The organism is Paracoccus sp. UBA889 (assembly GCA_002294185.1).
GTDB lineage: Bacteria > Pseudomonadota > Alphaproteobacteria > Rhodobacterales > Rhodobacteraceae > Paracoccus.
The window spans coordinates 1-12,321 of record DBFD01000048.1 but is presented as its reverse complement, the minus strand read 5'-3'; the positions used below and the strand labels follow the sequence as shown (position 1 = coordinate 12,321).

Annotated in this window: 13 protein-coding genes; 6 read left to right on the top strand and 7 right to left on the bottom strand. The window is 66.2% G+C overall.

Features of this window, described 5'->3' with window-relative positions; all coding sequences use genetic code 11:
* On the top strand, positions 1 to 593 hold a 593-nt coding region (locus B4L36_RS09150), incomplete at its 5' end, for an SAM-dependent methyltransferase (RefSeq protein ID WP_292955764.1).
* Positions 577 to 1,341 (top strand): peptidoglycan editing factor PgeF, encoded by a 765-nt coding sequence (gene pgeF / locus B4L36_RS09145; RefSeq protein ID WP_292955761.1) that lies wholly within the window; start codon positions 577 to 579, stop codon positions 1,339 to 1,341. The genes B4L36_RS09150 and pgeF, both read left to right, overlap by 17 nt.
* A 25-nt stretch (positions 1,342 to 1,366) precedes the next feature.
* Here pgeF and parE read toward each other — a convergent pair whose 3' ends face one another.
* From parE to B4L36_RS09125, 4 genes are all read right to left on the bottom strand, one after another.
* Positions 1,367 to 3,328, bottom strand: coding sequence for a DNA topoisomerase IV subunit B (gene parE, locus B4L36_RS09140; protein ID WP_292955758.1), 1,962 nt, complete (start codon positions 3,326 to 3,328; stop codon positions 1,367 to 1,369).
* 114 nt (positions 3,329 to 3,442) lie between these two features.
* Complete coding sequence (locus tag B4L36_RS09135) at positions 3,443 to 4,102, bottom strand: glutathione S-transferase family protein (protein ID WP_292955755.1); 660 nt, start codon at positions 4,100 to 4,102, stop codon at positions 3,443 to 3,445.
* 67 nt (positions 4,103 to 4,169) lie between these two features.
* Entirely contained in the window at positions 4,170 to 5,135 is a 966-nt protein-coding gene (locus B4L36_RS09130) for an alpha/beta fold hydrolase (RefSeq protein WP_292955752.1), read from the bottom strand.
* Between the two features lie 353 nt (positions 5,136 to 5,488).
* Positions 5,489 to 7,114: a D-alanyl-D-alanine carboxypeptidase family protein gene (locus B4L36_RS09125; protein ID WP_292955749.1), complete on the bottom strand. Its 1,626-nt coding sequence runs from the start codon at positions 7,112 to 7,114 to the stop codon at positions 5,489 to 5,491.
* Between the two features lie 301 nt (positions 7,115 to 7,415).
* Between B4L36_RS09125 and clpS the strand changes: the two genes are divergently transcribed.
* Genes clpS through B4L36_RS09110 form a run of 3 tightly spaced genes read left to right on the top strand, consistent with a single transcriptional unit; the run spans position 7,416 to position 9,550 of the window.
* Entirely contained in the window at positions 7,416 to 7,733 is a 318-nt protein-coding gene (gene clpS, locus B4L36_RS09120; protein ID WP_292955746.1) for an ATP-dependent Clp protease adapter ClpS, read from the top strand.
* A gap of 3 nt (positions 7,734 to 7,736) precedes the next feature.
* Positions 7,737 to 8,747 (top strand): class I SAM-dependent methyltransferase, encoded by a 1,011-nt coding sequence (locus tag B4L36_RS09115; protein ID WP_292955743.1) that lies wholly within the window; start codon positions 7,737 to 7,739, stop codon positions 8,745 to 8,747.
* Entirely contained in the window at positions 8,744 to 9,550 is an 807-nt protein-coding gene (locus B4L36_RS09110; RefSeq protein WP_292955740.1) for an SDR family NAD(P)-dependent oxidoreductase, read from the top strand. Before B4L36_RS09115 ends, B4L36_RS09110 begins: the two co-directional genes overlap by 4 nt.
* A 2-nt stretch (positions 9,551 to 9,552) precedes the next feature.
* Here the strand turns inward: B4L36_RS09110 and B4L36_RS09105 are convergent, their stop codons facing one another.
* Entirely contained in the window at positions 9,553 to 9,966 is a 414-nt protein-coding gene (locus tag B4L36_RS09105) for a hypothetical protein (protein ID WP_292955737.1), read from the bottom strand.
* 64 nt (positions 9,967 to 10,030) lie between these two features.
* Between B4L36_RS09105 and hemF the strand changes: the two genes are divergently transcribed.
* Complete coding sequence (gene hemF / locus B4L36_RS09100; RefSeq protein WP_292955734.1) at positions 10,031 to 10,897, top strand: oxygen-dependent coproporphyrinogen oxidase; 867 nt, start codon at positions 10,031 to 10,033, stop codon at positions 10,895 to 10,897.
* 117 nt (positions 10,898 to 11,014) lie between these two features.
* On the opposite strand, the gene B4L36_RS09095 is transcribed toward hemF, so the two are convergent.
* Together B4L36_RS09095 and B4L36_RS09090 are read right to left on the bottom strand one after the other, a co-directional pair.
* Positions 11,015 to 11,893 carry a DMT family transporter gene (locus B4L36_RS09095; RefSeq protein WP_292955731.1) on the bottom strand — a complete coding sequence of 293 codons (879 nt, stop codon included), beginning with the start codon at positions 11,891 to 11,893 and terminating at the stop codon, positions 11,015 to 11,017.
* Positions 11,890 to 12,321, bottom strand: a 432-nt coding sequence (locus B4L36_RS09090; protein WP_292955728.1) for a uroporphyrinogen decarboxylase family protein, incomplete at its 5' end; no start/stop codon positions are given. The genes B4L36_RS09095 and B4L36_RS09090, both read right to left, overlap by 4 nt.

Below are 12,321 nucleotides of genomic sequence, written 5' to 3'. Positions count from 1 at the left end.
TGCCGATCCGGCAGTTTCAGCGCCTGGATGACGGCTGGGCCGAACGTGTCGTCAGCGGCGATGAAAACGGCCTGCGCATGGGTCTTGCGCCGCCGGTCCTTCTGCCGCGTGAAGGACAGGTCGGCGAGGTGATCGAGGATCGGCCCGCCGCGACCGCCATCGTCACTGCCATCGCCTCGCGCGTTGCCAGCCATGGCGGCGCGGCGATCCTTGTCGATTACGGCGGCTGGAACGGTGTTGGCGATACGTTTCAGGCCCTGCGCGCGCATCGCCCCGAGGATCCGCTGGCCCATCCCGGCGAGGCCGATCTGACCGCCCATGTCGATTTCGCACCGCTGGCGGCGGCCTCCATCCAGGCGGGCGCGGTGGCATCGCGCCCGATCCATCAGGGTGACTGGCTGCTGTCTCTGGGCGCCGCAGATCGGGCGCGCAGGCTGGCCGCGGCCGGGGATCGGGGTGCGATGGTCGCACTTGATCGCTTGACCGCCGCAGACAAAATGGGTCACTTGTTCAAGGCGATGGCCATCTGGCCCCGCGGGGCGCCGCCGGTGCCCGGATTCGACGCGCTGAGGCTTCATGCAGACAACGCTTGAGATCCTGAACCACCCGCTGCTTTCGGATGTGAGGCACGGATTTTTCACCCGGAAGGGCGGTGCGTCCTCGGGGCTTTTTGCGGGGCTGAATTGTGGCCGACGTTCCAGCGACCAGGCCGATATGGTGCGGGTCAATCGCGGGCGCGTGGCGCAGGCGATGGGGGTTCCGGCCGCCAGCCTGGCGACCGTGAAACAGGTTCATTCGGCCGATGTGGTGACGCTGGCCGCGGGCGAGGATGTCGAGGCGATCCGCGACCAGAGAGCCGACGGGATCGTGACGGCGCGGCGCGACGTGGCGCTGGCGGTGCTGACGGCCGATTGCCAGCCGATTCTGCTGGCCGATCCGCAGGCGGGCGTGATCGGCGCCTGTCATGCCGGCTGGCGCGGGGCCCTGTCCGGAGTGATCGAGGCGACGGTGGCCGCGATGCGGGCCCTGGGCGCGACGCAGATCCGGGCCGTGATCGGCCCCTCGATCAGCCAGCGGGCCTATGAGGTCGGGCAGGATTTCATGGAGGATTTCCTGCTGGAAGATCCCGATTACCATCGATTTTTCGCAGGCGGTCCGAACGGCAAGCCGATGTTCGATTTGCCGTCCTTCGGCCTCTCGCGTCTGCGCGCTGCCGGGGTCGAGGCCGAATGGTCGGGCCATTGCACCTATTCCGACCCCGCGCGCTTCTTCAGCTATCGCCGCGCCACGCATGAAGGGCAGGCCGATTACGGCCGGCTGATCTCGGCCATCGCGCTGTAGCCGGGATCCCGTCCGCGCCGCCGGGTCAGACGTCCAGCTCTTCCACGAAACGGGCGTTTTCCTGAATGTATTCAAAGCGAAGCTCGGGCTTCTTGCCCATCAGCCGCTCGACCAGATCGCCGGTTTCGCCGCCCTCGTCATCGTCGATGCTGACCCGGATCAGCTTGCGCGTCTTCGGGTTCATCGTCGTGTCCTTCAAATCCTTGGCGTCCATCTCGCCCAGGCCCTTGAACCGCTGCACGTCGATCTTGCCCTTGCCCCCCAGCCCCTTGGCCAGCATCCGCTCTTTCTCGGCGTCGTCGGCGACATAGATGCGATGCGCGCCCTGCGTCAGCCGATACAGCGGCGGACAGGCCAGATAGAGATGCCCCTTGTCGATCAGCGGCCGCATCTGGGTGAAGAAGAAGGTCATCAGCAGCGATGCGATATGCGCCCCGTCCACATCCGCATCGGTCATGATGATGATCTTGTCGTAGCGCAGATCGTCCACGTTGAAGCGCGTCCCCATCCCGACCCCGAGCGCCTGGCAAAGATCATTGATTTCCGCGTTCTGGCCCAGCTTGGACGAGGCCGCGCCCAGCACGTTCAGGATCTTGCCGCGCAGGGGCAGCAGCGCCTGTGTGGTGCGGTCGCGCGCCATCTTGGCGCTGCCGCCGGCGCTGTCGCCCTCGACGATGAACAATTCGGTGCCGTCGCGCGCGGTGGCGCTGCAATCGACCAGCTTGCCGGGCAGGCGCAGTTTCTTGGTCGCCGATTTCCGGGCGGTTTCCTTTTCCTGCCGGCGGCGCAGACGTTCTTCGGACCGCAGCACCAGAAAATCGAGGATTGCGCCCGCCGACTTCGTGTCCGAGGCCAGCCAGTTGTCGAAATGGTCGCGCACCGCACCCTCGATCAGCCGCGCGGCTTCGGTCGTGGCCAGGCGGTCCTTGGTCTGGCCGACGAATTCCGGCTCGCGGATGAAACAGCTGACCAGCGCGCAGCCGCCTGTCAGCAGATCCTCGCGGGTGATCTGGGCGGCCTTGCGGTTGCTGACCCGTTCGCCATAGGCGCGGATGCCCTTGAGGATCGCGGCCCAGAAGCCGGCTTCGTGGGTGCCGCCCTCGGGGGTGGGGACGGTGTTGCAATAGGACTGGATGAAGCCGTCGCGGGCCGGCGTCCAGTTGATCGCCCAATCGACCTTGCCCGGCGCGTCGAAGCGTTTGAAATCGACGCTGCCCGCGAAAGGCCGGTCGGCATAGCTGGTCGCGCCGGCCAGCGTTTCCGACAGGTAGTCGGCCAGCCCGCCGGGAAAGTGAAAGCTGGCCTCGGTCGGCGTCTCGCCGTCGTCGATCTCGGATTTCCAGCGGATTTCGACGCCCGAGAAAAGGTAGGCCTTGGATTTCACCATCTTCAGCAGGCGCGCGGGCTTGAAGCGGTGATGGCCGAAAATGTCCTCGTCGGCATGAAAGGTGACGGTCGTGCCGCGCCGGTTCGGCGCCGCGCCGATCTTCTCGACCGGTCCTTCCGGCACCCCGCGCGAGAATCGCTGCTCGAACAGTTCCTTGTTGCGGGCGACCTGAACCACCAGGCTGTCGGACAGCGCGTTCACGACCGATGCGCCGACGCCGTGCAAACCGCCCGACGTCGCATAGGCATCGCCCGAGAACTTGCCCCCGGCATGAAGCGTGCACAGGATCACCTCCAGCGCGGATTTTCCGGGAAATTTCGGATGCGGGTCGATGGGAATGCCGCGTCCGTTGTCGCGCACCACGACACTGAAATCAGCCAGCAGTTCGACCTCGATCCGGCTGGCATGGCCGGCGACCGCCTCGTCCATCGAATTGTCGAGGATCTCGGCCACAAGGTGATGCAGGGCGCGTTCATCGGTGCCGCCGATATACATGCCGGGGCGCTTGCGGACCGGTTCCAGTCCCTCCAGCACCTCGATCGAGGATGCGGAATAGCTTTCCACGCTGGCATCGGCGGCAGAGAGAAGGTCGTCGGCCATGGGCTGCTCGTGTTTATGGCTGTTTTGACGACTATCTCATGTCCGGGCCGGGTGGGGCAAGTGGTTGTGGCTTTGGAAACCTCGGCCGCAACCACTTGCGCGGGCGATAGCGTATCATTCCGGCTCGGCCAGCCGTGCCTCCCACATGCGGCGAAAGGCCGGCCGGGCCTGGCAAGCGTCCAGCCAGGCGGTGATCGCGGGGAATTCCTGCATCAGGGCGCCGTAGGATTGGGCATAGCGCAGAACTTCGGCCAGATTGATGTCGGCGACGGTAAACCGGTCGCCGATCAGATGGCTGTGACGGCCCAGATGATCTTCGACCACGCGCAAGGGCCGGATCAGCCTCCCGGCTGCATCCGCGACGATGGCCGCGTCCTCGCCGGATTGTGTCTGGTCGCGTCCATGCAGGAACAGGATCGTCAGGGCGTCGGGTTCGATGGCTGTCGCCGCGTAAAAGCTCCACTGCATCATCAGCGCATCCTCGGCGGCGTCGGTGGGGCCTATGGGCTGGCCGTGTCGGCGCGCCAGATACAGCGTGCAGGCCATCGATTCGCTGAGGATCAATCCATCGTCGTCGATCACCGGAATGGCGCCTGCGGGCGACAGGTCCAGAAAGCCGGGCGAGCGTGTGTTCATCCGCGCGCCGGGCGCATCCGCATCGGCAAGGCGGTAGGCCTGAATCACCGGCACCTGGTGAAAAGGCAGGGCGATCTCGTGGCACAGCCAGACGATGCGCGATGCGCGGGAGCGGGTGACACCATAGAGGGTCAGCATCTGGACGTACTCCTGTCTGCCTCGGCCCGGGCAAGTCGGGCCTTGCTTGCGGTTTCACGACGGCGCGTCATCGCAGCCCGGCGCGGGCGGCGGCGCGGTCGATGGCGGCCACGACCTGATCCGGGGCGGCGTGATGAGGCATGTGGCCCACATCCTTCAGCACCGTCAGACGGGCGCTCGGCACCTCGCGCACCATGCGGCGCGAGTGAATGTCCAGTCCGACAGTCGTATCGGCATCGCCATGCACGATCTCGATCGGCTGGTTCAGACCTGGATAGAGCGGCGCCATCTTTTCGAGATAGGGTTTCAGATTCGCCACCTGCTGCGCATTGGCCAGCAGACTGCCCTGTCGCAGCGTCAGTTCGGCGCCGACGTAGGAGGCGTAGCCGTCCGGCACCGGATTGGGCGCGAAAATCTCGGCGATCGCGCGATCGACGGTGGATTTCGGCGCGAAGGCCGAGATCATCGGTGCGACCACGGCCCTGCCAAAGGGAGTGGCGAGAAAGGGCGACAATCCGCCAAGCTCACCTTCCCAGGGGTAGGTCGCCCCCGCCAGCAGCACCAGCGCGGCGGTGCCGTCGGGATCGCCCAAGGCCCATGCCATCGCAACCGCGCCGCCATAACTGTGGCCCAGAACGACAGGATTGCGCACGCCAAGCTGGTCGGCCGCCTGGCGCAGAAGATCGGCCTGACGGCGCGGGTCGTCGTTGCCTTCGGGCAAGGGATCGGTCCATCCCAGACCGGGTCGGTCGAAGGTGATGACGCGGTATCTGTCCTGCAGGCGCCCGACCAGGTCGAAGGTGAAATCGCGGCTGCTGCCGCTGGCACCGTGCAGCAGGACCAGATCCGGACCTTGCCCGCGAATGTCGGCATGAACCGTCAGGCCGTTCACTTCGAGCAACTGACCGGTCGGGGGAAAACGCCGTTCGGCCGCTTCGGCACGCCGCTCGACCTGATTGTCCAGCAGGGCGGCGCATCCGCCAAGGCTGAGGGCGGTAACGGCAATCAGCATCGCGGCCTTGAAAAAGCGCATCTCGGTCGGGTCTCCGCAGGTCGTCCTGTCGAACAATCACGGACGAGAGAGGGTTCCGGTTGCACCCGGACGAATTTTTCCGTTCATCCGCAGATCATTGTCCAAGCGTCGCAGGTGACGCAAGCGGCGCGGACGGGTCGTCGCCACGGCCCGGGCTTGCCGTTTGCGACCATGAGGCCATCACCCCATCTGACCGGGCCAATCTCTGCACTCCTCGCGCCTTGGGCCGGCTGGCGCGGAACACGACACCAGATCCGAAGTCACCGGACCACAAAAAGCGAGGCTGGAAAAGCGCGCAGCAAAAACGGGCGGGAAGGCCCCGCCCGGTTCGGTTTTGGCGCATCACAGCGCGCTCAGGGTCCGATCACCTTGCAATCCTGCGAGCGGGTCCGGAATCTTTCGCAGACCAGTTGTGCGCCGGCCTTGTCAAGATTGACGAACTTGGGTTCGAAACCGCGAATCGTATTGGCGATATTGCGCTGCGCATTCCCAAGCACCGCGCCGTCCTGCAAGGCGCTGCGGATCAGCAACTGGTCGGCTTCGGCCCTGGAGCGGTACAGACCCAGCGACACCCCCCAATTCCGGCTGCCGTCAGAGGCGCGCGAGACGATCTCCAGCGGTTCCGGCTCGGACCGGTCGCCTTCGCCCATCGCGGCAAGGATCACCGAATCCGAACGCGGCTTCGGCGCTTCAGAGGCCATAAGCGACATCGCATCACCCTGTTTCGGAACCGCGGCGGCGACGGCCCGGGCGATGGCCTCCGGGTCCTGACCCTTTTCCGCCGAGGCGACCAGCGAGGCGGTTTGCGTGCCGCGCGACCGGGGTGCCGGGGCCGGGCGGGACGATTCCGACAGCAGGCCGGCAGCAAGACTTGCCGATTGCCGCGGTGCGGCCTCGGTCGAGGCGACAGCGCTGGCAATGGCCTCTTCCACTGCGTCGCCCTCGGCGACCGGACGGCGGTTGGGACGGATGCTGGAGGCCAGTAGCAGTTCGTTGCCATCGGCAGCCGGCTGGGCGGCAGCGGCCTGACGGACCGCCTCCGCGATCTGCACCGGGTCGCTGACCGGAACCGCCGAGCGGCGCGCAGGCTTTTCGGAGGCCGACAGAACCAGGCGCTGCGGCTGCGGCCGGGTCGCCGCCGTGCTGGGCTGGACCTGGGCCCTGCGCACGACCTTCTTGGCCAGGTAACGTGGCGGCTGAGGCCGGACCTCGCTGACCCGGTCGCGAACGCGCGAGAATCCCGCGTCCAGCAATTGCGCCATCAACTGATTGCGCTGCGCGGTCGATGTGCCACCGAACACGGTCGCGATCAGCCGCTTGTTGCCGCGCTGCGCCGAAGCGGTCAGGTTGAACCCTGCCGCGCGGGTATATCCGGTCTTGATGCCGTCGGCGCCCTTGTAGGCATCCAGGAACCGCTTGTTGGTCGAAGACACCTTGGCGATTCCCGCATCCGCCGAACGGCGCGAGAACAGGTTGTAATATTGAGGGAAATCATAGAACAGGCGGCGGCCAAGGATCGACATGTCCTGGGCGGTGGAATAATGCCCCTGGGTCGTCAGACCGTTCGCGTTCCTGAATTGCGTGTTCCGCATCCCCAGGGCGCGTGCCATCTGGGTCATCTGCTGGGCAAAGGCCGCCTCGGACCCTGCCAGGCCTTCACCGATGGTGGTGGCGGCGTCGTTGGCCGACTTGATCGCCGCCGCCCGGATCAGATAGCGCAGTTCTATCTTCTGCCCCGCCCGCAGACCAAGTTTCGAGGGCGGTTCGGCCGCGGCGTTCGACGATACCGTGAACAGTGAATCCAGCCGCACCTGCCCGCGCTCGATCGCGGTGAACGCCATGTAAAGCGTCATCATCTTGGTCAGGGATGCAGGATGCAGCGGTGTGTTGGCGTTCTGTGAATAGATCGGCTGACCGTTCCGGGCGTCCATCACATAGGCTGCGAAGGGTGCGGCCGACAGACTTGCCGGTGCCAGCATGGCCAACAGAAGGAAAGCCCATGGCCGGGCCAAGCGTAGAGAATGGGTCAATGTCACTGTCTCTCTGCCTCGTGCGGGCATGTCTTTTGTCGCATACCCGTTCTTAATAAAATCACAATAGCATGAGATTTCTGTGCATGTAACCTTGGATTTGCACTATTTTCCACCTTGCCCGCGTATGGGATCCGGGGCTTTCATCGCCCGCCAAAACGCTTATATTCGCCCATGGACGAAGGGTCGGCCGCGATGCGGGCCCGGAACACAGGACCGGAAGGCCTCACGGACACTCATGACGCAATGGATGAGCGACAGCGACAAGCCCGACGACCAACAGGATCTGGCCGTTAAGCCGCATACCCGACCGCAGCGACCGCCGATGTACAAGGTCTTGATGCTGAACGACGATTTCACGCCGATGGAATTCGTCGTGCATGTCCTGGAACGGCTTTTCAACATGACCCATGCCCAGGCGATCGAGATCATGCTGACCGTCCACCGCAAGGGGGTCGCGGTGGTCGGGGTCTTTTCGCATGAAGTGGCCGAGACCAAGGTGGCGCAGGTCATGGAACTGGCCCGGCGTCAGCAGCATCCGCTGCAATGCACCATGGAAAAAGAGTAACCCGTGACCGGCACCCGACTTTCGCTGGCCCTCGCGGACTCGGTGCCCGAGGGACGTTTCCTTGTGATCGGTGCGCGTGCAGCGGACGATCTTGCCCCGCTGGGTCCCGATCGCATGGTGATCCAGCAGCGACATTTCCCCGACCATCATGCGCTTGCCGCACGCGGCTTTGATGTCACAACCCAGGCCGAGGGGCGTTTCGAGGCCGCGCTGGTGTTCCTGCCGCGCGCCAAGCCCGAGGCCCGCGCCCGGATCGCCGAGGCCGCAGCGTGCCTTTCCGCCGGCGCTCCGCTCTGGATCGACGGGCAAAAGACCGATGGTGTCGATTCGATCCTGAAAGAGTTGCGCGACCTGGCCGGGATCGACGAGGTCCACAGCAAGGCGCATGGCAAGATCTTTCGCCTGACGCTGCCGGCGGGCGACTGGCTGCCCGCCGGCTGGGCAGCCCGCCCGAACCACGTCGCGCCCGGATTTGTCACCCGGCCCGGCGTCTTTTCCGCCGATGGGATCGATCCGGGATCGGCCTTGCTGGCGCGGCACCTGCCGGAGCGGCTGCCGTCGAGGATGGTCGACCTGGGCGCCGGCTGGGGCTGGCTGGCGGCGCAGGCGCTGTCGCGGCCGGGGGTCGAGGTGATCCATCTGGTCGAGGCCGACAATGCCGCACTGCAATCGGCGCGCGACAACATCGCCGATCCGCGCGCCCGTTTTCACTGGGCCGATGCGCGTGACGTGGCCCTGGCCGATCCGGTGAACGGCGTGATCATGAACCCGCCCTTCCATGACGGGCGCGATGCCGATCCCCGGCTGGGTGCGGCCTTCATCGCCTCGGCCGCGCGGCTTCTGACCGGGGCGGGCCGGCTGTGGATGGTCGCCAACCGCCATCTGCCCTACGAGGCCGCCCTGGCGCGGCATTTTGCGCAAGTCACCGAAACCGGAGGCGATGCGCGCTTCAAGATCATCGAGGCCAGCGGCGCCCGCCGCGGCACCCGCAGGATGCAAGGAAAACGCGGATGAGCATGTCCGTTCAGGGAAAGACCGCCATAGTCACCGGCGCCGCGCGCGGGATCGGCCTTGCCATTGCCCAGCATCTGGTCGAGCGGGGGGCGAACGTCATGTTTGCCGACAGCGACGAAGAGGCGCTGGAATCCCAGGTCTCGGATTATGATACCGAGACCGGCCCGGTGCGCCAGTTCGTCGGCCACATGACCGAAAAGCTGGCCATGGCCAACCTGCTTTCGGCCACGCTGGATGCGTTCGAACGCATCGACATTCTGGTGAACGCCCATCGCTTCGTCAAAAGCTCGGATCCGCTGGACACCGATCCGGGCGTGCTCGAGGAAATGCTGCGTCAGAACATGATCGCGGGCCTGCGGCTGTCGCAGATGGTTGCCAAGCGGATGATCAAGCAGGCCGAGGACCAGCGCGATCTGGCGCAGGCGGGCGCCATCGTGAACATCTCGACGCTGGCGGCCTGCCGGCCGGTGCCGTCGATGCTGGGCTATTCCATCGCCTGCGCGGCCCAGGAACAATCGACGCGCGGGCTGGCGCTGGCGCTGGCGCCCTATCGGATCAGGGTGAACGGCGTGTCCTTCAGCAGCATCATGTCGCACGAACTGAAATGCGCCTTGCGCGATGACATGGATCTGCGCGCCCAGATCATTTCGGGCACGCCTCTGGGCCGGATCGGCGGCGCCGACGAAGTGGCCGAGACGGTGCAATATCTTGTCAGCGAGGGCGCGCGCTTCGTGACCGGCCAGATCGTGACCGTGGATGGCGGCCGCAGCCTTGCCGATCCGGTCACGGCGCAGGTTCTGTAATCTCAGCCCTGCTTTTCGGGATAGGCGGCCTTGCAGGCCCGAACCGCGGCCGCCGCCTGGGTGGCCAGCGCCGTCTTGCGCGCCGCCAGGTTGTCGCGCTTGCGGGTTTCGGCCGCCGGGTCGATGGGCACGCGGTAACGCTGGGTATCGACGTAGTCCTGCCAGCAGGGACGATAGCTGACCTGAACGTTCCCCTCCTTGTCGCGATACAGATCGCGGCACTGGGTCAGGCGGTCGCGCACCACCTCGCGCTCTTCCCAGGCATAGCCACGCGCCAGATTGCCCTCGACCACGGCCAGCAGGCGGCTGACCGTGCGATATTCATCGGTGTTGCGGCCGATGCACTGCTGTAGCGGGGTCGCGCAGGCCGCCAGCAGCAGCGGAACGGAAAGGGCGAAGGCGGTGTTGCGGCGCATGATCGGTCTCTTTACATCGGCGAGGCGATGCTAGCCGGGCGTTCGGTCGCTTGGCAAATCAAGAATGGAGAGCGTCATGGACGACCAACGCCGCCAGGCTGCCGGCTGGTTCAGGGAATTGCGCGACCGGATCACGACCGCCTTCGAATCGCTGGAGGATCGCGGCCCCGGCGACGGACCCGAGGGACGATTCGTCGTCACTCCCACGCAACGCGGCGAGGATGGCGGCGGCGGGCTGATGTCGGTCATGCGCGGTGGCCGGGTCTTCGAGAAGGTCGGCGTGAACTGGTCCGAGGTTCATGGCACGCTGGCCCCCGCGGCCCAGGCGGCCATGGCTGCACGCGGTGTGCCCGGCATGGACCGCGACCCGCGGTTCTGGGCCTCGGGGATCAGCCTTGTCGCGCATATGCAGAACCCTCATGCGCCGGCGGTCCATATGAACACGCGCATGTTCTGGACGCCCGGCGCCTGGTGGTTCGGCGGCGGATCGGATCTGAACCCCTGCATCGAATATCCCCATGATACTGCGCATTTCCATGCCACCCTGCGTGCGGCCTGCGCGCCGCACGGGGCCGATTATTACGACCGCTTCAAGGCCTGGGCGGACGAATATTTCTTCATCCCCCATCGCGGCCGCGCGCGCGGGGTCGGCGGCATCTTCTACGACGATCTGTGCACTGGCGACTGGCAGGCCGATTTCGCCTTTACCCGCGATGTTGGCGCGGCTTTCCTGCCCGCCTTCCTGCCGCTGGCCGAGGCACGCATGGCGCAGGGCTGGGACGACGCCGACCGCGAGGCGCAGCTGATACATCGCGGCCTCTATGCCGAATACAATCTGGTCTATGATCGCGGCACGAAGTTCGGGCTGGAGACCGGCCATAATGCCGATGCCGTGCTGATGAGCCTGCCGCCGCTGGCGAAATGGGTCTGAGGATCGCGTGATCCTTGCCGATCCGCCCATCCGGCGACAGCAGCGGGAAGGGATGGTTGCGGCAGGGGGACCGGGGGATGCAAACCCCCCGGCCGTCGCGGGACGCGAAAGACGCCCTCAGCCGATGGCCACCGCCAGCAGCCAGCCGACCCCGATCACGATCAGCGCCATTCCGGCCAGTTGCAGCCGTTGCGTGGCCTCGCGGAACAGCCGGCCCGAAACGATCTGCGCGAACACCACCTCGACCAGTGCCAGGGTGCGGACATTGGCGGCGGGGGTCAGTGCGAAACCCACGAACCAGAACAGCGACGCCATTGCGCCAAGCGCGCCGGCCGCCAGTGACACCCGCCATTCGACGGTGATGCCGCGCAGTGCCGCGCGATCGAAGGCCGACAACCACGCCAGCATCGCCACCGATTGCATGGCCAGCGTCAGGACCAGCACCGTCAGCGCCCGGGCAAAATAGCCGCCCTCGGGCAGCGCAAGCAAGGCGCCGCGAAACCCGATGGCCGAGATCCCGAACAATGCCCCCGCAGCAATGCCGTTCAGGATCGGCCGCAGGCCCGCTTGCGACCAGCTGGCCCCGGATGCCAGCACGACGCCCAGGGTCGCCACCCCGATCGCGCCCATCCGTGCCGGTCCCAGCGGCTCGGCCAGAACCAGAGCGCCGATCAGTGCCAGCGTCACCGGTTCGGTCTTCATCAGCGCGGTGGCGACGCCAAAGCTCTGGCCGCGCATGGTCAGCAGCATGAAGGCCGTCGCAGCAATCTGCGCCGCGGCACCAAGTCCGGCAAAGGCCAGCGTGCCGGGGCCGATGATCGGCAATTCCATGAACGGCCACAGCGCCAGCAGCATCACCGCCGCGAAGGGCAGGCCAAAAACGAAACGCACTGCCGTCGCGCCGGTCGTTCCGACGCGGGCGGTCAGTCCGGCCTGCGCCGCATTCCGTCCGGTTTGCGCGACCGCGGCGATCAACGTGGCCGCGACCCAGATCATGCGCTTCGGACCGCCTCGATCATGGCCGCGACGTTGTCCGGGTCGGCCTCGGGCGTGATCCCATGACCCAGATTGAAGACATGCGGGCCGCCCCGAAAGGCGCGGGTGATCCGTTGCGCCTCGGCGATCAGATCCCTGCCGCCCGTGACCATGTGTCGCGGGTCCAGATTGCCCTGGACACAGCCGTCGATCTGCACGTTCCGGACCGCCCATTCCGGACTGACCGAAGTGTCCAGCGCGACGCAATCAGCGCCCGTGGCACGGGCAAAGCCGACATAGCGTTGTGCCGCCCCGCGCGGAAAGGCGATGACCGGGATGCCGGGGTGGCGCTGTTTCAGCGCGGCAATGATGCGACGGGCGGGGGCGATCGCGAAATCGTCGAAATCGGGGCCTGCCAGGCTGCCTGCCCAGCTGTCGAACAGCTTGAC

Bases quoted from the DNA above. Each gene is read 5' to 3' on its own strand.
- pgeF (WP_292955761.1), top strand. From the start codon at position 577: ATGCAGACAACGCTTGAGATCCTGAACCACCCGCTGCTTTCGGATGTG.
- parE (WP_292955758.1), bottom strand. From the start codon at position 3,328: ATGGCCGACGACCTTCTCTCTGCCGCCGATGCCAGCGTGGAAAGCTAT.
- B4L36_RS09135 (WP_292955755.1), bottom strand. From the start codon at position 4,102: ATGCTGACCCTCTATGGTGTCACCCGCTCCCGCGCATCGCGCATCGTC.
- B4L36_RS09130 (WP_292955752.1), bottom strand. From the start codon at position 5,135: ATGCGCTTTTTCAAGGCCGCGATGCTGATTGCCGTTACCGCCCTCAGC.
- B4L36_RS09125 (WP_292955749.1), bottom strand. From the start codon at position 7,114: ATGCTGGCACCGGCAAGTCTGTCGGCCGCACCCTTCGCAGCCTATGTG.
- clpS (WP_292955746.1), top strand. From the start codon at position 7,416: ATGAGCGACAGCGACAAGCCCGACGACCAACAGGATCTGGCCGTTAAG.
- B4L36_RS09110 (WP_292955740.1), top strand. From the start codon at position 8,744: ATGAGCATGTCCGTTCAGGGAAAGACCGCCATAGTCACCGGCGCCGCG.
- B4L36_RS09105 (WP_292955737.1), bottom strand. From the start codon at position 9,966: ATGCGCCGCAACACCGCCTTCGCCCTTTCCGTTCCGCTGCTGCTGGCG.
- hemF (WP_292955734.1), top strand. From the start codon at position 10,031: ATGGAGAGCGTCATGGACGACCAACGCCGCCAGGCTGCCGGCTGGTTC.
- B4L36_RS09095 (WP_292955731.1), bottom strand. From the start codon at position 11,893: ATGATCTGGGTCGCGGCCACGTTGATCGCCGCGGTCGCGCAAACCGGA.